The organism is Paraburkholderia monticola (genome assembly GCF_001580545.1).
In the GTDB taxonomy this organism is placed as follows: domain Bacteria; phylum Pseudomonadota; class Gammaproteobacteria; order Burkholderiales; family Burkholderiaceae; genus Paraburkholderia; species Paraburkholderia monticola.
The window spans coordinates 138029-157348 of the sequence record NZ_LRBG01000037.1; the positions used below are offsets into that span (position 1 = coordinate 138029).

General features: G+C 66.3%; 18 protein-coding genes. 3 read left to right on the forward strand and 15 right to left on the reverse strand.

Going from position 1 to position 19320, the window contains the following annotated elements; genetic code table 11:
• Window position 1 precedes the first annotated feature (1 nt).
• The 12 genes from tagH to CI15_RS37185 all read right to left on the reverse strand — a co-directional run bounded on the left by tagH (window position 2) and on the right by CI15_RS37185 (window position 14206).
• Window positions 2-1426 carry a type VI secretion system-associated FHA domain protein TagH gene (tagH, locus tag CI15_RS24630; RefSeq protein WP_062132513.1) on the reverse strand — a complete coding sequence of 475 codons (1425 nt, stop codon included), beginning with the start codon at window positions 1424-1426 and terminating at the stop codon, window positions 2-4.
• A 20-nt stretch (window positions 1427-1446) separates the two neighbouring features.
• Window positions 1447-3453: a type VI secretion system Vgr family protein gene (locus CI15_RS24635; RefSeq protein WP_062132516.1), complete on the reverse strand. Its 2007-nt coding sequence runs from the start codon at window positions 3451-3453 to the stop codon at window positions 1447-1449.
• 14 nt (window positions 3454-3467) lie between these two features.
• Window positions 3468-3857 (reverse strand): DUF4280 domain-containing protein, encoded by a 390-nt coding sequence (locus tag CI15_RS24640; protein ID WP_062132519.1) that lies wholly within the window; start codon window positions 3855-3857, stop codon window positions 3468-3470.
• Window positions 3858-3877: 20 nt separating this feature from the next.
• Window positions 3878-6484, reverse strand: coding sequence for a type VI secretion system ATPase TssH (gene tssH, locus CI15_RS24645; RefSeq protein WP_062132522.1), 2607 nt, complete (start codon window positions 6482-6484; stop codon window positions 3878-3880).
• Window positions 6477-7547 (reverse strand): type VI secretion system baseplate subunit TssG, encoded by a 1071-nt coding sequence (gene tssG / locus CI15_RS24650; RefSeq protein WP_062132525.1) that lies wholly within the window; start codon window positions 7545-7547, stop codon window positions 6477-6479. Before tssG ends, tssH begins: the two co-directional genes overlap by 8 nt.
• On the reverse strand, window positions 7532-9427 hold the full coding sequence (tssF, locus tag CI15_RS24655) for a type VI secretion system baseplate subunit TssF (protein WP_062132528.1): 1896 nt from the start codon (window positions 9425-9427) through the stop codon (window positions 7532-7534). Before tssF ends, tssG begins: the two co-directional genes overlap by 16 nt.
• Window positions 9424-9990: a type VI secretion system baseplate subunit TssE gene (gene tssE, locus CI15_RS24660; protein ID WP_062132531.1), complete on the reverse strand. Its 567-nt coding sequence runs from the start codon at window positions 9988-9990 to the stop codon at window positions 9424-9426. The genes tssF and tssE overlap by 4 nt, the downstream gene beginning before the upstream one ends.
• Before the next feature lie 60 nt (window positions 9991-10050).
• Window positions 10051-11553, reverse strand: a complete 1503-nt coding sequence (gene tssC, locus CI15_RS24665; RefSeq protein WP_062132535.1) for a type VI secretion system contractile sheath large subunit — start codon at window positions 11551-11553, stop codon at window positions 10051-10053.
• Window positions 11554-11557: 4 nt separating this feature from the next.
• Window positions 11558-12100, reverse strand: a complete 543-nt coding sequence (gene tssB / locus CI15_RS24670; protein ID WP_062134119.1) for a type VI secretion system contractile sheath small subunit — start codon at window positions 12098-12100, stop codon at window positions 11558-11560.
• Window positions 12101-12134: 34 nt separating this feature from the next.
• A complete protein-coding gene (tssA, locus tag CI15_RS24675) occupies window positions 12135-13190 on the reverse strand; it encodes a type VI secretion system protein TssA (protein ID WP_063910581.1) in 1056 nt (351 codons plus the stop codon).
• A gap of 116 nt (window positions 13191-13306) precedes the next feature.
• Window positions 13307-13792: an Hcp family type VI secretion system effector gene (locus CI15_RS24680; protein WP_062132541.1), complete on the reverse strand. Its 486-nt coding sequence runs from the start codon at window positions 13790-13792 to the stop codon at window positions 13307-13309.
• Between the two features lie 165 nt (window positions 13793-13957).
• The gene (locus tag CI15_RS37185; protein WP_153041187.1) at window positions 13958-14206 is read right to left on the reverse strand and encodes a hypothetical protein; all 249 of its coding nucleotides are present in this window, start codon (window positions 14204-14206) and stop codon (window positions 13958-13960) included.
• 168 nt (window positions 14207-14374) lie between these two features.
• Between CI15_RS37185 and CI15_RS24690 the strand changes: the two genes are divergently transcribed.
• Together CI15_RS24690 and CI15_RS24695 are read left to right on the forward strand one after the other, a co-directional pair.
• On the forward strand, window positions 14375-14908 hold the full coding sequence (locus CI15_RS24690) for an RNA polymerase sigma factor (RefSeq protein ID WP_062132547.1): 534 nt from the start codon (window positions 14375-14377) through the stop codon (window positions 14906-14908).
• Window positions 14905-15735, forward strand: a complete 831-nt coding sequence (locus tag CI15_RS24695; protein WP_062132550.1) for an anti-sigma factor family protein — start codon at window positions 14905-14907, stop codon at window positions 15733-15735. Before CI15_RS24690 ends, CI15_RS24695 begins: the two co-directional genes overlap by 4 nt.
• 60 nt (window positions 15736-15795) lie before the next feature.
• Here the strand turns inward: CI15_RS24695 and CI15_RS24700 are convergent, their stop codons facing one another.
• Both CI15_RS24700 and CI15_RS24705 read right to left on the reverse strand, forming a co-directional pair.
• The gene (locus tag CI15_RS24700) at window positions 15796-16176 is read right to left on the reverse strand and encodes a BON domain-containing protein (RefSeq protein WP_062132553.1); all 381 of its coding nucleotides are present in this window, start codon (window positions 16174-16176) and stop codon (window positions 15796-15798) included.
• Window positions 16177-16326: 150 nt separating this feature from the next.
• On the reverse strand, window positions 16327-17298 hold the full coding sequence (locus CI15_RS24705) for an AraC family transcriptional regulator (protein WP_062132556.1): 972 nt from the start codon (window positions 17296-17298) through the stop codon (window positions 16327-16329).
• Window positions 17299-17392: 94 nt separating this feature from the next.
• Between CI15_RS24705 and CI15_RS24710 the strand changes: the two genes are divergently transcribed.
• Complete coding sequence (locus tag CI15_RS24710; RefSeq protein WP_062132559.1) at window positions 17393-18226, forward strand: oxidoreductase; 834 nt, start codon at window positions 17393-17395, stop codon at window positions 18224-18226.
• A gap of 178 nt (window positions 18227-18404) precedes the next feature.
• On the opposite strand, the gene CI15_RS24715 is transcribed toward CI15_RS24710, so the two are convergent.
• Window positions 18405-19223: an alpha/beta fold hydrolase gene (locus CI15_RS24715; protein ID WP_062132562.1), complete on the reverse strand. Its 819-nt coding sequence runs from the start codon at window positions 19221-19223 to the stop codon at window positions 18405-18407.
• Window positions 19224-19320: the final 97 nt, after the last annotated feature.

Sequence of the window (19320 nt, forward strand, 5' to 3'; positions counted from 1 at the left end):
ACTATCGGATTGAAGGAGCCAGCGGGATCGCGTCGGCGCAGCCGTTCACCTGCTGCTCGTATGCGTCGTTGAAGGCGCTGCCGCACAGCGCCTGAAGGTCGTCGGCACTCGCGCGCGTGAGCTCGGCGTGCAGCGCGATCAGGCGGTCCCACTGGCGCGCCTTTCTGTAGGCGGGGAGCCAGTCGAACTTGCCGCGCCGTGTGTCGGCATCGGCGATGGCCTGTGGGTCGAAGCGGCCGAGCAGGTGCTGCATCGCCGCGCGCGTGCCCGCGAGGACCGCGAGCTCGTGGCGGCGGATATCGTCGAAGGCGCCTTCGAGGGCTGTCTGCGGCGGCAGGTATCCGGCGCTCGCGCCGCGCAGCATCTGTGCGAGCGCGCCGTCACCGTCGGGGAAGAATTTGAGCGGGTTGTTGTCGCGCTGGACCAGCATCGTCGTGTCGAGGCTGATCTCGCGCTTGAGCATCGAGCGTGACAGCAGCACGTCGACCACGCCGCGCACCGCCGTGCGCAGCATCGCCCCCGCCAGACGCGCGACCTCGACGCCATTGCGCCCGGCGAGCGCGCCGGCATCGAGGCCCAGGCCGTCGAGCAGCGCCGCGAAGGCGGCTTCGGCGTTGGCATCATTGGGCGCCACGCCGTTCGCCGGCGCGGCGCGGGACGGCGCGGCAGCCGGGATCGCGGGACGCGGCACCGGTTCGCGCTGCGGCTGGGACGCGGCGCTCGTGGAAGAAGCAAGCGCGACATCGTCGAGCGGATCGTAGTCGTGCGGAATGCCGCCCGCCGGTGCATGCGTCATCGCGCTGACAGGCGGCACGTAGGCGAACTGCTCGGGTGACACGTGATCGCTCCCGGAGCCGGCGAATGCCGCGTGCCCGTCGAAGCGCCTCGACGCTTCGTGCGCCGCCTGCGCGTCGCCAAGCGGCGCGGCAAGTGGATCGAAGCGCGGGCCCGGCAACGGGGAATCCGCGAGCACCGCCGCGCGAGCGAGCGGATCGTGCGCAAACGCCTTGGTGAGCGCGTCTTCGCGCTGGCCCGACCAGCGGTCGAGCGGATCGACATCACGGCGATCATGCACGCCGAGGGGCGCGTCGAAGGCTTCGGCGGGCGCGCGCTCCAACGTCCTCACATCGAGCCGATAGCCGCCAACCTCGAGCAAATCGCCGTTGGCCAGCCGCACAGTCTGACCACTCGCGAGCGGCCGGCCGTTGAGCCGGCTGGGATTGCTGCCGAGGTCGGCGAAGCGCCAGCCGTCCTCGGTCCAGTCGATCCGCGCATGCACACGCGACACGGTTTTTGCCGAATCCGGCAGCACCATCGTGGTGTCGGGGCCGCGACCGATGGTGCCGCCCGCCGCACCGAAGCGGCATGCGAGCGGCGCATCGGGCGCGCTGCCCTGATACGTGTCGACCGTGAGCGTCAAATACATCTTGCCTCCTGCTTGCGCGTTCATTTCGAGCCGTCGTCGGCCTGGCGGGGATCGGCGGGCGCATCGGGCGACGCGCTCGCCGCACCCGCCCCGCCGCCCGCGCCGCCACAGTTGATCTGCACCACCACGCCATCGATCGTCACCGGCCCGGCCGCATTGATCGCGATGCCGGATGGCCCCAGCACGATCGTGTTGCCGCCCGCCTTGAGCGTGAGCGTCACGCCCGCCTCGATGGTCACGTTGGCCTCGCCCTTCACATCGACGTTAACACCCGCACCCACCAAAATATTCGCCCCGCTCTTGTGTTGCGTGTCACCGCCGACATCGAGCGAATACTTGCCGCCGATCCGCACGCTCTGGTTGCCCTGCACGGCATCGCTGCGATTGCCGCCGCAGCGCGCCAGATCGTCGTGCTCGACGATGACGTGGCGCTCGTTGCCGATGCGCGTCAGTGCGTCGTGCTTCACCCAGGTCTCCAGATCGCGCTCGGCATGGAAGAACAGTTGCTCGGCCTCCTTGGTGTCGTCGAAACGCATTTCGTTGAAGCCGTTGCCGCCCTTCGTCGAATTGCTCTTGAGCGTGGTGCGCGCCATCTTCGCGGCGAGTTCGTACGGCGTGGTCTGCGCGGCGTTGTAGACGCTGCCGATCACGAGCGGCTGGTCCGGGTCGCCCTCGATGAAATGCACCAGCACTTCCTGACCGATGCGCGGCAGGAAGAACGCTCCATAACCCTTGCCGGCCCACGGCTGCGCGACCCGCACCCAGCAGCGCTGCAAAGAGTCGCGCGAAGCCTCCGGCGCAAGCTGCTCCCAATGGAACTGCACCTTGATGCGCCCGTATTTGTCGGTGTGGATCTCTTCGCCCTTCGGCCCGACGACGACCGCTGTCTGCGGCCCCGCGACGCGCGCTCGCGCAGTAGTCCGCGCGGCGCGAAATCCGGTCTCGCGCGGCAGCGCCCGAAAGGCGCAATCGAAGACGGGCGGCCGGTCGTGCGGGTCGAGCGTGGAAAGATAGTCATCCGAATGGATCGCGTACTCGGCCGAAACGACGAGGTATTCGCGATTCTGCTGCTCGACCGGGTGCCCGCTCAGCCGCATGAGGCCGCCGGGCCAGATGGCGCGCGCGGTGGTGCGCGCGTTGACGAACACGTTGGACGCCTGATGCGCCTCGACATGCGCGCGCGCCAGTCGCTCGGCGTCCTCGTGCTGGGTATAGCCCGGCGCGTGCTCCTGCATCGCGTAGACGGCAGGGTCGAAACGCGTGCTGCGCAACGCCCGCGCGACCAGCCCCTGCTGCGCCGACTGCAACGGCTTTTCGAAGTCGTAGTCGTTGATCTCGACGATGCCCGTGGCCACTTCGCCGCCGGTGGACCATGCATAGACCCACTCGTGCTCGTGCGGCGTGGCCGGCTGCGGACGAAACGGCAGCGCGGCGCAATGCGGCGTCGCACCGTGTACCTGCGACGAATCCGTGAGAATCAGCCGATGCTTGCCACCCTGATGCTCGAAGAAGTAGTAGATGCCTTCGCGCTCGGCGAGCCGGCTCACGAAATCGAAATCCGTCTCGCGATATTGCGCGCAATGCTCGAGGCTCGGATACGTCGCCGAGCATTTGTTCTCGAAGTCGATGTGATAGTCGGCCAGCACCTTGCCGATGATCGCGGGCACGCTCATCTGGTGAAAAAAACGGCAATGCGACGCGCGCGTGAGCAGCCACAGACGCGGGCGCACGGTGGCGCGATACATCGCCGGGCGGTTGGGCTGCGTGCTCGCCGCACGCGCCAGTTCGAACGCCGTGACGATGCCGTTGTACTCGCGCGTGCCGCCGCCGGGAATCTCCAGCGACAACGAGAAGTCGCTGCCGAGCATCCTGGCGACGTCGAGGTTCGACTGCTCGGCGAGCAGCTCGACGTCCCATTGCGCGAGCCGCCCGAGTTCCTCAACGCCGCGCATGCGATAGAGCGTCAGCGCGTTCTTGCCGAGCACGCAGGTCACCTGCGCGATCCGATCGGTATCGGTGAGCATCATCGCCGGCCTCGCTGTCAGGGAATCTGCGTTTCGCAGGTCGCCGGATCGACGATCGTCACCACGCCGCCCCAGATGCACGGGCAGGTGGACACGTTGTCGAGCGACGGCTGGTTGGCGAGCAGCACGTCGAGCGCACCGGGCGCCCACGGCGATACGGTCGCCGGCACGCACGGCATCGGCGTCGGCGTGCCGAGCGCGGCGGCGGTGGCCGCGGCGACCTCCGGATTCGCCTGCGACGTGCACATGCCGAACGGCATGATGTTCACGAGCGGCACGTGATCCATGATGTTCGCGGCGAGCGGCCCTTCACAGCACACCCGCTTCACGGGCAGCACGACGAGCGTCGACGGCGTCATGCCGAACGAGCATTGCAATGTCGCGCCCATGCTGACTTGTTGTGGCATGGCTGGCTCCTTGTTCAAGATCAGTCGAAGGCATAGGTGAAGTCGCCGTCGCAGACGCCGACATCGACTTTCCCGACCGTGCGGCCCTCGACCAGACGGCCGAGGAATTCCTTGCTCACGCGCGGCAGCAGCGTGTTGGTGAGAATCGCGTCGATCATTCGGCCACCGCTCGCGAGTTCCGTGCAGCGTCGCGCGATCTGGCCGACCACCGCGTCGTCGTAGGTGAAGCTCACGCGATACTGCTGCGCGACGCGCCGACTGATGCGCGCGAGTTGCAGGCGGATCACCGCATCGAGCATCGCGTCGTCGAGGGGGTAGTACGGGATCACCGCGACGCGTCCGAGCAACGCGGGAGGAAACGCGTCGAGAAGCGGCGTGCGCAGTGCTCGCGCGATCTCTTCCGGCGACGGCGTCTCACGCCCGCCGCCGCACAGATGCGTGATCAGTTCGGTACCAACGTTGGTCGTGAGCAGGATCAGCGTGTTGCTGAAATCGATCTCGCGGCCTTCGCCGTCTTCCATGCGGCCCTTGTCGAAGACCTGAAAGAACAGCTTGTGCACGTCCGGGTGGGCCTTCTCGAATTCGTCGAGCAGCACCACGCTGTAGGGGCGACGCCGCACCGCCTCGGTGAGCACGCCGCCTTCGCCATAGCCGACGTATCCCGGCGGCGCGCCCTTGAGCAGCGACACCGTGTGCGCCTCCTGGTACTCGCTCATGTTCACGGTGACGACGTTGTCTTCGCCGCCATACAGCGCCTCGGCAAGCGCGAGCGCCGTTTCGGTCTTGCCGACACCCGAGGTGCCCGCCAGCATGAACACACCGACCGGCTTGCAGGGGTCGTCGAGCCCCGCGCGCGCGGTCTGCACGCGGCGCGCGATCATCTCCATCGCGTGACGCTGCCCGACGATGCGGTGATTCAGCGTCACCGCCAGATCGAGCACGCTCGCGGCTTCGTCGCGGACCATGCGGCCGACCGGAATGCCGGTCCAGTCCTGCACCACCGACGCGACCGCATGCGCATCCACGCTCGGCAAGATCAGCGGCGCTTCGCCCTGACGTTCCGCGAGCTCCGCGCTCAACGCCTGCAATTGCGAAAGCGTCTCGCCCTCGCCGCCCGCCTCGATGGCGCGTCGCGCGGCGAGGATGCGCACGACCAGCGCGCGCTCCGTTTCCCAGCGCGCGGTGAGATCCGCGAGCCGCGCGCGCTCGGCATCGAGGCGCGCCGCGACATCGGCGGCGCGTTCCTGCGTGTCGATGCCGAGCGCCGCTTCACGCGTCACGATCTCGCTTTCGGTCTGCCACGTCTCGATGCGGCGCTTCGCATCGTCGATGGCGGGCGGCAGCGCCTGCTGGCTGACCGCGACGCGTGCACAGGCCGTGTCGAGCAGGCTCACCGCCTTGTCGGGTAACTGGCGCGCCGGGATGAAGCGATGCGAGAGCTTCACGGCGGCCTCCAGCGCTTCGTCGAGCACCTGCACGCCGTGATGCTGCTCCATCTTGCCCACGAGGCCGCGCATCATCGCGATCGCGACTGCCTCCGAAGGCTCCGGCACCTTGACCACCTGGAAGCGCCGCGTGAGCGCCGGATCCTTCTCGATGTGCTTCTTGTATTCGACCCACGTCGTCGCGGCGATGGTGCGCAGCGTGCCGCGTGCGAGCGCGGGCTTGAGCAGGTTGGCGGCATCGCCGGTGCCGGCCGCGCCGCCCGCGCCGACCAGCGTATGCGCTTCGTCGATGAAAAGAATCACCGGCTTTGCCGACGCCTGCACCTGCTCGATCACCTGCTTCAGCCGGCTTTCGAACTCGCCTTTGACGCTCGCGCCCGCCTGCAGCAGACCGACGTCGAGCGTGCGCACGACGGCGTCGCGCAAGGCGGGAGGCACCTCGCCCGCGACGACCCGCTGCGCGAAACCTTCCACCACCGCCGTCTTGCCGACGCCGGCCTCGCCCGTGAGGATCGGGTTGTTCTGGCGCCGGCGCATCAGAATGTCGATGACCTGGCGAATCTCCACGTCGCGTCCGACGATGGGATCCAACTTACCCTCGCGCGCCTCGGCGGTGAGATCGACCGTGTAGCGGCTCAGCGCGTCCTGCTGACCGGACGGCGCAACCCCGGGCGCCGCCGACTCGTCGGCGCTGGCGGCATGCGCTTCAGGTGAGCCTTCAAGCAGCGCGTCGAAACGGCCGGACAGTGCATCGAAGCTGATCTTCTCGAACTGACGCGACAGCGCGTAAAGCGCATTGCGCAGGTTCGGCGTGCGCAACATGCCGATCACCAGATGTCCGGTACGCACCTTCGCTGCATTGAACATCAGCGAACCGAAGACCCAGCCGCGCTCGACAGCTTCGTCGACTTGCGCGGAGATGTCGGAAACCGAGGTCGCGCCGCGTGGCAGGCGATCGAGCGCGGCGGTCAGATCGCGTTCGAGCGCGGTCTCGTCCAGCTCGAAATGACGCACGAGACGCCGCACATCCGAATCGGCCGCGAGCAGGATCTGATGCATCCAGTGCGCCAGCTCGACATAGGGATTGCCGCGCAGCTTGCAGAACGCGGCGCCGTTTTCGATCGCGCGATAGGCAAGCGAATCGAGCTTGCCGAACAACGCCGTGCGACTGATCTCAGTCATGTGAACTCTCCTTGCGATGGCTCGCTCCCGCCTGCGCGGCGATCACGACCCGATGGTTGTCATGAACCGGCACGCCGCTCGTGAGCCAGCTGTTCCAGCCGAGGCGTGAGCCGTTTGGGGCCGCGTTTGGGACTGCGTTTGGGGCCGCGTTCGTGGCCGTCCCTTGCAGGCGCAGCGCGGGCACCTCGTCGCGCTTCAGATGCAGCGTCACGTCCCAGTCGAGCGGATCGCGCACGTAGTTGCGAACCCAGTCCCTGAGCTTTGTGAGGCTCTGCCCACCGGGCAGGAAGCGTACGAAGTCGGTGTAGCCCAGCGGTCCGATCGCAATGCGGAACTTGTGCTGGCAGTCCCACACCCGCGTGCCGACGACGGTCGATACACCGAGCCGCGCGCCGCCGAGACGCGTGCGGGCGTCCTCCGGCAGCGCGATCCAATGGCCGCGCCACGGCTCGATCGACACGTTCACACCGAAGAAGCGCGCGAGAATCAGCCGCAGTCCGTCAGCGTGGCGCGTCGGCGCGGCGAGCACGCCCGCGAAGTGACGCTTGGCCGAATCCGGCACGGCGTCGCGCCCGGCGAGCCCGGGTGCGCCCAGACCGAACAGGCTGCCGACGTAATCCGCGAACCGGTCGTCGTGCGGACGCTCGGCGCTCACGACCGGCTGGGCGTCGGCCCACGCGCGATAGAACAGCGACAGCATCCGGTGATGGAACACGTCGAGAAAGCGCGCGAGTGTCGGATCGTTCGCGTTGCGGGCGCGATCGCGCACATAGGCGGTCAGGTGGGTCGGCAGCGGGCCGTTCGGTCCGAGCAGGCCAAGAAAATTCACCGCGAGACGGCCGGGCTGTCCGTCCTCGCCCGGCACGTAGTCGCCGAGCGTGGTCGGATGGAAGATCAGCTCCGTGTCTTGCGACAGGCGTACGGCGTCGTCGCGCGCGGCGAGCGAGCGGCCGAGGCGCGGACGCTCGGCATGCGCCCGCTCGATCAGCCGCAGCGCCTGAAAGAAGTCGAAGCGACGCGCGTCGCGCGCGAGCACGCCGTCGAGGGTCAAAGCGTCGCGCATCGTCCGGTCCTCGCAGGCCATTGCATGATCGGACCACGCGCGAGCGTCGCGACGTGAGTCTCGGTGAACGAATTGATCGACACGTACTGCGCGAAGAACCGCGCGAGCACCGCGCCGAGCAGGAATGCGCTCGCGCCCTCGAACGCGGCGTCGTCGAAGCGCAGCGTGATCGCGAGGCCGCGCCCGTAGACGATCGGCCCCGGCGAAGGCAAGCGCCGCACGACGGGCGCGCACGACACCGAGCGCAGTCCCTCCACCTGGCGGTGCGCGGCCGCGTCATCGGCCGGGCAGTACAGCGTGAGCAGTTCGCGCAGCGCGCGGGCGCCCTCCTGCTCGTTCGCATCGACGAGCGACGCGTAGTTCAGCGAAAGATGATCGAGCAGCCGCCATGCAGCCGGCCCTTCGGCGAACGACGGCAGCGGCCGGCTCGGACCCGCGACGCAGCGCACGGCGGTGACGGGCGCTTCGGCATCGAGCGTAAAGTCGGTCGAGCCCGCACCGAGCGGAATCGACAGCGGCAGGTCGCGGTTCGTGCACCACGCGCTGATGCCGAGCTGACGCACTTCGCCGCCCGCTGGCTCACTCGCCGCATCGACCAGCGAGATGAAGGCTTCGCTGCCGAGGTAGCTGCTGCGTGCGCCGTTCTGCTGCTGACGCGCCGATGCGCGGCGCGCCTCACGGCGCAACTGATAGAACGCGCCTCCCTCGCCCGGCATGTCGAGGTCCTTCGCGCAGTGGAACGGGCGATATTGCTTCTGCGCGGCCGCGCCCGAGCCGTAGCCGGTGACTTCGTCGATCTGATGGATTTCGTAATCCATCGGCCGCGTGCGATCGACGACGATGTGATGCTCGAACTCCGTTTCCGCAAGCGCGACGCGGTCGGTACGGCGGCGAAACAGGTTGATCGCGGGCGTGCAGTCGAGCGCGAAATTCGCTGCATCGACGCCCCGTTCGAGCGACGCGTCCGCCTGATCGAGCAGGATCACGAGCTCCGCTTCCTGGCCGCGGCAATGACGCAGCGCGCCGCGCAATCCGGCCAGTTCGACGAACATGAAACGCGGCGCGAAGGCGAAATACTCCTGCAGCAGCCGATAGCCGTCGAACGATTGCTGGCCGACCGGCAAAAGCGCCTCGTCCTCGGCGAAGCCGAGCGGCTGCAATGCGCTCTTCGGCAACAGGCCGAGCGTGACCGCCGCGTTCGCGCCGTTGCTCGGCTGCATCACCGCAACGCCGACGCAATGCGCGAGCAGCCGCTCGTGCAGCCGTGCCGGCAGGCCGTCGGGGCCGCGCAGATAGAGCGGGAGACGATCGAGCGAGAGACGGTCGAAGCCGAGCGAGCCGGTCGCGCGCAGCCGCAGACGCAATCCGGCCTTGACGCCCGCGGGCAACGCCGGCGAAGCCGCGTTCAGCGAACCCGCATGCGTGAAGAACCTGGCGTGCGCGATCTCGACGGGCCAAAGCGTCAACGCATGCGCGGTGCGATATTCGCAGCGCGTCGAGCCGGACTTGTCGAGCATGCTGCGCAGCGCCGTATGGCGCGGCACGACGATCCCGTCAGCGCTTGCGGCGAGCTGCGGGTTCGCGTGATCCGCCTGAAGCTGGACGACCGCCATCGACGGCGTCGGCGCCAGATAGTGCGGATACGCCAGTTCCAGCAGATGCTGCGTGAAGCGCGGGAACTCGGCTTCGAGTTTCATCCGCACACGCGCGGCGAGAAAGCTGAAGCCCTCCAGCAAGCGTTCGACATACGGGTCCGCGCATTCGACGCCGTCCAGCGCGAGCCGCCCGGCGATCTTCGGAAACGCGGCGGCGAATTCGCCGCCCATCTCGCGAACGTGCTGGAGCTCCTGGCTGTAGTACTTGAGGAACTCGGGGTTCATGCCTGCTGCTCCCCGGCCGATGCGGCGCGCAGGCTCGATGCGTCGAACACGCGCGCCTCGCCCGCTTCGAGATCCAGTTCCGTGCGCAGGAACAGTCGCTCGGGATACGGCTGCGACCACATGTCGGCCTCGATCTCGAAGCGGATCACGTGGCCGCCGCCCGCACGCTTCATACCCTTCATGCCCTTGGCGCCCTTCGCATCGTCGATCGCCGTCACGCGCACCGATTCGCGCGCGAGCCGCGGCTCGAAGGCCCACAAAGCGTCGCGAATCAGGCGTTCCAGCGTACCCGCCGCGAGCGCAGCGACCTCACGCCCGGCGAGGTCCGGCAGACCGTAGTTCAGCACCGACGTCGCGACATGCGGCAACTCCGCTCCGTCGGTACCCGCGCCGCGAGCGCTCGCGTTCAGCAGCCAGCCGATGTCGCGCTGCACGCTGGCGCGCAGCGCGCGCGCCGAGATCACGCGACGCTCGCGGGATTCATGACGCGCGTGCGGTTCGAGATCGGTCAGGCGGTCCAGCAACGACGGCTGCAGGCGGTCCCGGGCGGAAGGTTCGTACATGAGCGGCTCTCCAACAGGATCAGTGGGCGCGCGGTGGGCGCGCGGTGGGCACGATCAGGCTCAGGCGGTCTTGGCGGTCGGCAGCTTCGACACGAGCCGCAGCGACACCGTCAGACCTTCGAGCTGGTAGTGCGGGCGCAGGAAGAACTTCGACGTGTAGTAGCCCGGATTGCCCTGCGCTTCCTCCACGACGACCTGCGCGTCGGCGAGCGGCTTGCGCGCCTTGGTGTCGTCGGAAGAGTGGGTGGGGTCGCCGTCGACGTACTGGAGAATCCAGTTCTGCAGCCAGCGCTCCATGTCGTCGCGCTCCTTGAACGAGCCGAGCTTGTCGCGCACGATGCACTTCAGGTAGTGCGCGAAGCGGCAGCACGCGAACAGATACGGCAGCCGCGCCGCGAGATTCGCGTTGGCGGTGGCGTCCGGGTCCTCGTATTCGGCCGGCTTGTGCAGCGACTGCGCGCCGATGAATGCCGCGAAGTCCGAGTTTTTCTTGTGCACGAGCGGCATGAAACCGTTCTTGGCGAGCTCGGCCTCGCGCCGGTCGCTGATGGCGATTTCGGTCGGGCACTTCATGTCGACGCCGCCGTCGTCGGTCGGGAACGCGTGCACCGGCAGCCCCTCGACCGCGCCGCCCGATTCGACGCCGCGGATGCGCGAGCACCAGCCGGACATCTTGAACGAGCGCGTGATGTTCGCCGCCATCGCATACGATGCGTTCGCCCACGCGTACTTGCTGCTGTTCGCGCCCGCGGTGTCTTCCTCGAAATCGAACGCCTCGACCGGGTCGGTCTTCGCGCCGTAGGGGGCGCGCGCGAGAAAGCGCGGCATCGCGAGGCCAACGTAGCGCGAATCTTCCGATTCACGCAGCGAGCGCCACGCGGCATGCTCGGGAGTCTGAAAGATCTTGGTCAGGTCGCGCGGATTCGCGAGTTCCTGCCAGGATTCCATCAGGAGCGCAGCCGGGTCCGCGCCCGCGATGAACGGCGCGTGCGCGGCCGCCGCGATCTTCGCGATCTGCGTCAGCAGATCGACATCGGGGCCGCTGTGATCGAAGTAGTAATCCGCGACCAGCGCGCCGTAGGGCTCGCCACCGAACTGGCCGTACTCTTCCTCGTAGAGCTTCTTGAAGAGCGGGCTCTGGTCCCACGCGACGCCGCGGTACTTCTTCAGCGTCTTGTGCAGTTCCGCCTTGGAGATGTTCAGCACGCGGATCTTCAGCGACTCGTCGGTTTCCGTGTTGTTCACGAGGTAATGCAGGCCGCGCCATGCGCTCTCGACCTGCTGGAACGACTCGCTGTGCAGGATCAGGTTGATCTGCCCGGTGAGCGCCTGGTCGATCTGCGCGATCAGCGCCTCGATGGTCGCGAGGACATCGCCGGAAATCACGCCAGTGTCACGCAACGCCTGCTCGGCGAGCGTGCGCACCGCGTTCGCGACCGCGTCGCGAGCATGCTCGGACTTCGGCTTGAATTCCTTTTGCAGCAGCGCGGAGAAATCGTCGAGTTCGGGCGCCGCTTCGATCACAGACTCGCTCGTCTGTTGCTGGATGCTGAAATCGTTCATCGCGTCATGCTCCGGTAGTGGGGGCGGGGTTGGACGTATCGTCGGATGGCGCGTCGGCGCGCGGCTGCGCGGCGAGTGCTTCCATCAACGTGGGCTCTTCCAGCAGACGCGCGATCAGCGCTTCGGCGCCGGTTTTGCCGTCCATGTAAGTCAGCAGGTTGGCCAGTTGAGTGCGCGCTTCCAGCAGTTGCCGCAGCGGCTCGACCTTGCGGGCGATCGCGGCGGGCGTGAAGTCGTCCATGCTCTCGAAGGTCAGATCGACTGCGACGTTGCCGTCGCCCGTCAGTGTGTTCGCCACCTGCACCGCGACGCGCGGCTTCATCGACTTCAGACGCTCGTCGAAGTTGTCCACGTCGATCTCGAGAAACTTCCGTTCGGCGGCGGGCGCGAGCGGCTCGGCGGGCTGTCCCGACAGATCCGCCAGCACGCCCATCACGAAGGGCAGATTGACCTTCTTCTCCGAGCCGTAGACTTCGACGTCGTACTCGATCTGCACGCGCGGCGCACGATTGCGCGCGATGAATTTCTGACTGCTTTCCTTTGCCACGATGTCCACTCCTTTGCGTTTTGCCTGAGTCCGGTCAGACGACCCCGCCCAGATGCCTGAATTGATGCGCGCCGTCCGGCGCGACGTCCTCGATGATTTCCATGAAGCTCTTGCCGACCAGCCTCCGGGCGCGCTGCAACAGCACCGGCACCGGGCTCGATGGTTCACACTCGGCGTAGTAGGCACAGATCGCGTCGAGCGCGTCGCTCACGTCACGCGCGCTCGCGATGCCCTGGGGCTTGGCGGGTCCCGCCGCGGCGGCGCGCTGCGTCGCCGCTCCGGAACCCGCGCCCTCTTCACTGCTGCTGGTCTCCATCGCACTTCCCCTTCCCCCCGTGTCCGGATCGAGCACCGCGATGCGCGCCGCCACGAACTCCCCGATGCGTCCGAGTAGCCTCGCGAGCGGTCCGAAATCGAGTGCGCGCGCCGGCCCCACGCGCCCGGTCAGCGTGTTCTCGATCTTCGCGAGCGAGGCCCGCGCCGACGTGAGCGCCTCGCACATCGCTCGTCCTTCTTCTATGCCGGCTTGCGCGAACGCCGCATCGATCGCCGCGAGCGTCGGCATCTCGTCGCCTTCGCGAAGCGGCGCCTCCCCCCCCAGCACGTCGAGATCGCGCAGCGCAAAACCGCGCTGCCCACGCGGCACGACGAAAGGCACGTCGCGCAGTTCGCCCACCAGGCCCGCGCCGTCGACGAGCTCCGACAACGCGTTGACCCGCGCTGTTGGATCGTCGCCGTCGCTGGCATCCAGTTGGGGATGCACGGCGCTCCAGTGCTGTTCGAGCAGACCTTCGATCAGCGCGAGGCCGCACGCGAGGCCCGCGAAGCCCTCACGCACCATGCTCGAACGCGCGTACAGCACCGCCACGCGCAAATCACGCGTGCGTTCGAGCAGGGTCATCGATAGCGAGCGCGCGAGTGCCCAGTCGGGCGGCGTCGCGGCGATGAACGTGCCGCCATACTCCGCGTCGGGCTTACCGGCGACCGCCTGTTCCAGCGCCCGAAACTCAGGGCTGTACTCTTCGTCCGCACCGCACGGAGATTCCGGCGCGAGGGCGGTAAGCCAGACTGCGACATCTGCGAGGTTCATGGCGGTGTCCACGACGAACATTGAAAGGAAGGCCGACTAAGACCGCGGCGGCGGCGATGAACGCGAGCCGGAGCCCGGGCCGGCGCTGGGGCTGGCGCCGGGCCTCGGGTCACGACTCAACTCGCCGTGTTCTTCGGGATATTCCATTTGCCGGTCACGACGCCGCCCTTCTTGGCCCCGTTGTTGTCCTGCGGCTGATACTCCATGTTGAATTGCGCGAAGTTCAGCGTGATGTTCTCGGCAACCTGATCCGCGCCGCCGGAGCCCACCGAGTGGCGGCTAATGAGCACCTCCTTGAGCGTGATCTTCAGATACTCGACCGGCTCGTTGCCGCCGGCCTTGCGTAGCGTGAGCACGGCCTCCGGCATGTGCACGCCCTGACAGCACGACTGCACGATCGTGGGCGAACTCTTGTCGACGTACTTGCTGATCGTGAGGTCCTGCACCGATGCGGTCCCGGTGCCACCGCCCGTGCCGCTGTGCGTCGTGCCGGTCTGCGAGCATCCCCACGACCAGCTCAGCACGTCGATCTCGTCGGTGTGACCCGCCGCCTGTGATTCACCCTTGATGTCGCCCAGCTTGAGAAACATATCTACGGCCATGTCAGTCTCCAAAAAAATGCGCGCCTTGCGGCACTGGTCAATTTGCGTCGCGTTGGATTGCGACGCGTGGTGTGCGAGCTTTCCGTCGATTACCCGCGTTACTTCGTTCGACTAAACTTCCATGCTGCTTCGATGCGTATTTCGTCGTCACGCATCAGCCCGGTATCATGTGCTGGCTCGTTCGCCGAGCGCCCGCTTGATCGCCGCCGCCACGGCCGGCATGTCGCCGCGTTCGCAGAGTGCCGCCCAGCTCGCGAGCGTGTCGCGATTCACCGCCGGTGCTTCGCAAAGCTGCGCAAATCGTTCGAGTGTGAGCGCCGAGCCGGTTATGCTATGAAAACGTTCGCGTCCGATGCACGCGTCCAGCATCACCGCCATGCCTGCCTGCCGGGCGCGGTCGAGGAGGGCCTCCATGATCTGTCTCCTATTCGTTGGTTCAAGTGCGCGTCGTTGCGCGATCCGTGACCCGAAAACAGCCGCCCTCGGCGGCTTATTCCGCAAAAAAATTCGAAAAATTCGTGGAATAGATCCCCGTCTGGAGTGTTGTCAATCATGAGCGCGCCCATTCCAGGAGCTGCCCCGATGAACGACGACGACCTGACGACCGTCCTGCCGACGTTACTGCCGCGGCTATGGCGGTTCGCGCTGCGATTGACGCAGAATCCGCACGACGCGGAGGATCTCGTGCAACGGGCGTGCGTGCGGGCGCTGGAGCGGCGAAATCAGCTTCAGCCGGGCACCTCGGCGCTCAGCTGGCTCTTCTCGATCGTGCATTCGACGTGGATGAACGAACTGCGCGCTCGCTCGATTCGCAACCGCGGCAGCATGGATTGGCAGGACGAGGAAATCGAATCGTTTGCCGATCCCGCGGCGCACAATCCGGAGCTGGATCTGCTGCATCGGCAGGTGATCGACGCCGTCGAGGCGTTGCCCGAAGCGCAGCGCGTCGTGATGGTGCTGGTGGCGATCGAAGGCCTGAGCTATCGGGAAGCGGCGGAAGTGCTCGATGTGCCGATCGGCACGGTGATGAGCCGGCTGTCGCGCGCGCGGCTGACGATCGGTCAGAAATTTAGCGTGCAGGCGCCTGCGGGGACAAGAAAAGGAGAATCCTTATGAATATCGATGATTCGCTGCTGATGGCCTATGTGGACGGCGAGCTTTCGCCGGAGCAGCGCGCGGAAATCGAGGCGGCGATCGCGCACTCGGACGAACTGGCGGCGCGGGCCGCGGCGCTGCAGGCGTCGGTCCTGCCGTATCGTGCCGCGTATGACCGGCAGACAGTACCGCCCGTGCCGGAAAGCCTCACGCGCCGCATCGAAGAGCTCGTGAGCGTCAGCACGCCGCAGGAGCGCAGCGCACCGCGCGGCGGCCGGCGTATTTCGATGCAATGGGCGGTGGCGGCCTTCGTCGCCGGTGCGATCTGCTCGGGCGTGCTCACCGGTTATTTCGGCGGCATCAATCCGTTGAGGTCGGGTACCGACCCGTGGGTGCAGAGCGTGGCGGACTATCAGGTGCTCTACGGACGCGACACGGTCGCCAATCTCAGGGAAGATCAGGCCAGCACCGAACAGGTGATGGCCGATATCCATCAGCGCGACGGCATGCCGATCGATGTTCCCGATCTGCGTCAGGTGGGCCTGAAGTTCAAGCGTGTGCAGCGCCTGAATTACCACGACCACCCGCTGATCCAGATGGTGTATCTGCCGGAGCGCGGCGATCCGGTCGCTCTGTGCGTGATCGAGGAAAACGAGCACGACGCGCCGGTGCGCTCGAGCCAGGTTGGACAGATGAAGACGGTCACGTGGCGCGCGAATCGGCTCGCCTATGTGTTGCTCGCGAAAGACCCTTCGCTCGACCTGGAGGCGATTGGTAACAGCATTGCCGGTGGGAAGACCGCGCCGCTCTACAGCCGCGCCGATGGAGAGGGGTCGCGCGCAAGCTAGGCTTGCGCGTGGGGGGCGGCACGTCTCCGCGGCGATCTGACCGACGCCGCGAGACGTCGCTCAATGCTCGCCGTCTCCCTCTCGCACCGTCAATCTGTTCGTCACCCCCCTGACGCCGAGCACCGATCTTGCCGCGTTGCCAGCGCGCGAGATCTGCCAGGTCTCCGGAACCTCTCCTGTGAGCGTGACGACGCCGTGGCTCACTCTGATGTGAATCCCTGAATCGTCCATGTCCGGTACGCGTCTGAGGGCGCGACGAACGTCTCGAACCACCGAGGTATCCGGCCGGCTTCCAGGCGCCGACGTCGAAACCGCCAACATTTGCGGAGCCCCGTAAGCCGCTGCGCTCACACCTGTTTGCGCGTTCGCATAGATGACGCAACTCCCGATGGCCGCGGCCAACATCGCGCCGATTATTCTGCGCGCACCGTTTTCGTTCATGCTTCCTCCTTTGGGTATCGTGAACTTCGCAGTGAAAAGCGGAAGAATTGGATGGAGCCCTGCGGTTCCTTGAAGAATAACCGGGAATCGTCGAAATGCTGTTCGCTCCGACAAAGACTGCCGACATGCGCCGACGCCGGCTTATGAATCTCAGTGCGACGAGACATAGACCGTATCGGCGAAGCCTGGGGGGATCGCGAAGCTCTCACGCATACGCTTCGCCTCCGCAGCGGGCGTCAAGCCAAACAGACGCTTGAACTCCCTGCTGAACTGGGAGGGGCTCGTGTAACCCACTGCGTGTCCCGCCGCCTCGGCGGTCAAGTCCTGACGCACCATCAACAGGCGAGCCTGGTGCAGCCGCGTCGACTTCACGTACTGCATGGGCGACACCTGCGTAATTGCCTTGAAGTGGCTGTGGAAGCTCGGGACGCTCATACCCGCTTCGTCGGCCAGTTGGCTGACGCCGAGGGGCTGCGCATAGCTCGCATGGATCAGGCGCAGTGATCGACCTATCCGGCCGAACTGTCCTCGCATCGCCAACGCCTCGCGCATCGAGCTGCCCTGGGCGCCGGTGAGTACCCGGAAATACAGTTCGCGCAGCAGCCCGGCGCCCAACACGGCGGCTTCGAGTGGCCGAAGCATCGCCTCGAGCAAGCGCAACACGGACGTCTGCATCGCGTCGTCCATCGGCGTCGACATCATGCTTTGAGGTGCCTGCGCGTGCTCCGCTGCACCTGCGCGGTCGATCTGCTCCGCAAGCTCCGCGGCCAGTGTGAAATCGAGGTGCAGATACAGCGCGAGCAGCGGGCGCTCCTCGGTCGCGTCGGTCTCCATGCTGAACGGCACAGGCACGGACACAGCCAGGTAGTGACGCTCATCGTACAGATAGAGCTGCTCGCCGAAATAGCCTCGCTTGCGTCCCTGGCAGACGATCACGATACCTGGGTCGTACAGAACGGGCGTGCGCGACAGTGCGCGGTTCGAACGCAAGATGCGGACGCTCGGCAGTGCCGTGAGGTTGTAGCCCTCGTCGGGCGCCAACGCACGCAGCAGGGCAACCATGCGTTTCTGACTTCGGGAGGACAGGTCCGGACGCCGCCCCGGAACACGTATCGTGCTCATAGTTTTATGCAAGAAAATTATCGGAACTGGGCTTAGTTTGCCTTGATGGTCAGATTAGTATGCACTCTTCGATCGACATCCGGGAGAAGCTTCAATGGCATCCAGTAAAACTCTGCTCATCACCGGGGTCAGCAGCGGCTTTGGCCGCGCGCTCGCCCAGGAAGCGCTGGCGGTAGGCCACAAAGTCGTCGGTACGGTGAGAAGTGCCGAGGCAAAGCGCGATTTCGAGTCTCTGTGCGCGAATGCCGCTTGGGGGCGTGTGCTCGACGTGACCGACTTCGACGCGATCGACGGCGTCGTGGCGGAAATCGAGGCTGGCGTCGGACCCATTGATGTGCTGGTCAACAATGCCGGCTACGGCCATGAGGGCATCATGGAAGAATCGCCGTTGTCGGAAATGCGCCAACAATTCGAGGTGAATGTATTTGGCGCGGTCGCCATGATGAAGGCCGTGCTGCCATTCATGCGCGCGCGCCGCCGTGGCCACATTCTGAATATCACGTCGATGGGCGGCTACATCACGATGCCTGGAATCGCTTACTACTGCGGAAGCAAGTTTGCGCTGGAGGGCATCTCCGAAGCGCTGGGCAAAGAGGTCAAGCCGTTCGGTATTGCCGTGACAGCCGTGGCGCCGGGCTCGTTTCGCACCGACTGGGCGGGCCGCTCGATGACGCGAACGCCCCGCTCGATTGCCGATTACGACGATATCTTCAACCCGATCCGCCAGGCCCGCGAGGAGAAAAGCGGCAAGCAACCGGGAGACCCGAGGAAAGCGGCGCGCGCAATGCTGGCCGCCATTGCAGCAGATCATCCGCCCGCGCATCTTTTGCTCGGCAGCGACGCACTCGGGCTCGTGCGAGACAAATTGGCGGCGTTGAACGTTGAAATCGGTGCGTGGGAGACCACCACTGTTTCGACGGACGGGTGAAGACCGAGGGGAGGTATTAGTCGAGACGCGACCCGACGGTCACCGTCACATCTGGTCGCGGGCCGCCATTCCCGGGACGAAGAGCGGCGATCGACGCTAAGCGGACACGTAGGTCAAGTGGCGCACCCGTGGAGCGCGCCACTCGAATTGCCTGGTTCTGGTTCGGGGTGGCGTCCCGTCAGGATTTGATGAACTCCAGAAGGTCGGGGTTGAGGACCTCCGCGTGGGTAGTCAGCATGCCGTGCGGAAAGCCAGAGTATGTCTTCAACACACCGTTCGCGAGCAGCTCGACCGCGCGGGGCACCGAACTGGCGAACGGGACGATCTGGTCGTCTTCGCCATGCATGACCAGTACCGGCACAGTGATCTTCTTCAGATCTTCGGTGTAGTCCTCCAGCCAGGAGAATACGGTCTCGTAGTGGGCCTGGGCGCTGCCGGCCATGCCCTGGCGCCACCAGTTCGCGATCACCGCCTCAGACGGCTTGGCGCCCGGGCGGTTGAATCCATAGAACGGCCCCTCCGGGACTGCCCGGTAAAACTCCGAGCGGTTGCCAAGCACGCCTGACTTAACCGCGTCGAACCACTCCCGCGGCTGACCTCCAGGGTTCGCGTCGGTTTTCACCATGTTCGGCGTCAACGAGGCCACCAGCACTGCCTTGGCGACCCGCTCCTGGTGGCGCGCGACGTAGCGGGCCACCTCGCCGCCGCCGGTGGAGTGCCCGATGTGGATCGCGTCGCGGACGCCCAGGTGTTCGGTCAGTGCAGCGAGGTCGGCGACCCAGTGGTCCATGTCGTTGCCGGTGCCGACTTGCTCGGACCGACCGTGCCCACGCCGGTCATGGGCGATCACCCGGTAGCCGTGGTGAAGGAAAAACATCATCTGGGCGTCCCAGTCGTCGGCCGACAGGGGCCAGCCATGGCTGAAGACGATCGGCTGACCGGACCCCCAGTCCTTGTAGAAGATCTTTACGCCGTCCGGAGTGGTGATCGTAGGCATCGCTGGTACCTCCTATAAGAGATTGATCGATGTGTTGGCGCTCCGCGAGGCATCGAGAATGCTGCCAGCGGTTTCTTTCGCAGTCTTATTTCACAGT

Coding starts and splice junctions, on each gene's coding strand:
- tssC (WP_062132535.1), bottom strand. CDS start 11,553: ATGAACGATTTCAGCATCCAGCAACAGACGAGCGAGTCTGTGATCGAA.
- CI15_RS24715 (WP_062132562.1), bottom strand. CDS start 19,223: ATGCCTACGATCACCACTCCGGACGGCGTAAAGATCTTCTACAAGGAC.
- CI15_RS24640 (WP_062132519.1), bottom strand. CDS start 3,857: ATGCCACAACAAGTCAGCATGGGCGCGACATTGCAATGCTCGTTCGGC.
- CI15_RS24635 (WP_062132516.1), bottom strand. CDS start 3,453: ATGATGCTCACCGATACCGATCGGATCGCGCAGGTGACCTGCGTGCTC.
- tssF (WP_062132528.1), bottom strand. CDS start 9,427: ATGAACCCCGAGTTCCTCAAGTACTACAGCCAGGAGCTCCAGCACGTT.
- CI15_RS24695 (WP_062132550.1), top strand. CDS start 14,905: ATGAATATCGATGATTCGCTGCTGATGGCCTATGTGGACGGCGAGCTT.
- CI15_RS24705 (WP_062132556.1), bottom strand. CDS start 17,298: ATGAGCACGATACGTGTTCCGGGGCGGCGTCCGGACCTGTCCTCCCGA.
- tssG (WP_062132525.1), bottom strand. CDS start 7,547: ATGCGCGACGCTTTGACCCTCGACGGCGTGCTCGCGCGCGACGCGCGT.
- CI15_RS24710 (WP_062132559.1), top strand. CDS start 17,393: ATGGCATCCAGTAAAACTCTGCTCATCACCGGGGTCAGCAGCGGCTTT.
- tssA (WP_063910581.1), bottom strand. CDS start 13,190: ATGAACCTCGCAGATGTCGCAGTCTGGCTTACCGCCCTCGCGCCGGAA.
- CI15_RS24700 (WP_062132553.1), bottom strand. CDS start 16,176: ATGAACGAAAACGGTGCGCGCAGAATAATCGGCGCGATGTTGGCCGCG.
- tssE (WP_062132531.1), bottom strand. CDS start 9,990: ATGTACGAACCTTCCGCCCGGGACCGCCTGCAGCCGTCGTTGCTGGAC.
- CI15_RS24680 (WP_062132541.1), bottom strand. CDS start 13,792: ATGGCCGTAGATATGTTTCTCAAGCTGGGCGACATCAAGGGTGAATCA.
- CI15_RS24690 (WP_062132547.1), top strand. CDS start 14,375: ATGAACGACGACGACCTGACGACCGTCCTGCCGACGTTACTGCCGCGG.
- tagH (WP_062132513.1), bottom strand. CDS start 1,426: ATGTATTTGACGCTCACGGTCGACACGTATCAGGGCAGCGCGCCCGAT.
- CI15_RS37185 (WP_153041187.1), bottom strand. CDS start 14,206: ATGGAGGCCCTCCTCGACCGCGCCCGGCAGGCAGGCATGGCGGTGATG.
- tssH (WP_062132522.1), bottom strand. CDS start 6,484: ATGACTGAGATCAGTCGCACGGCGTTGTTCGGCAAGCTCGATTCGCTT.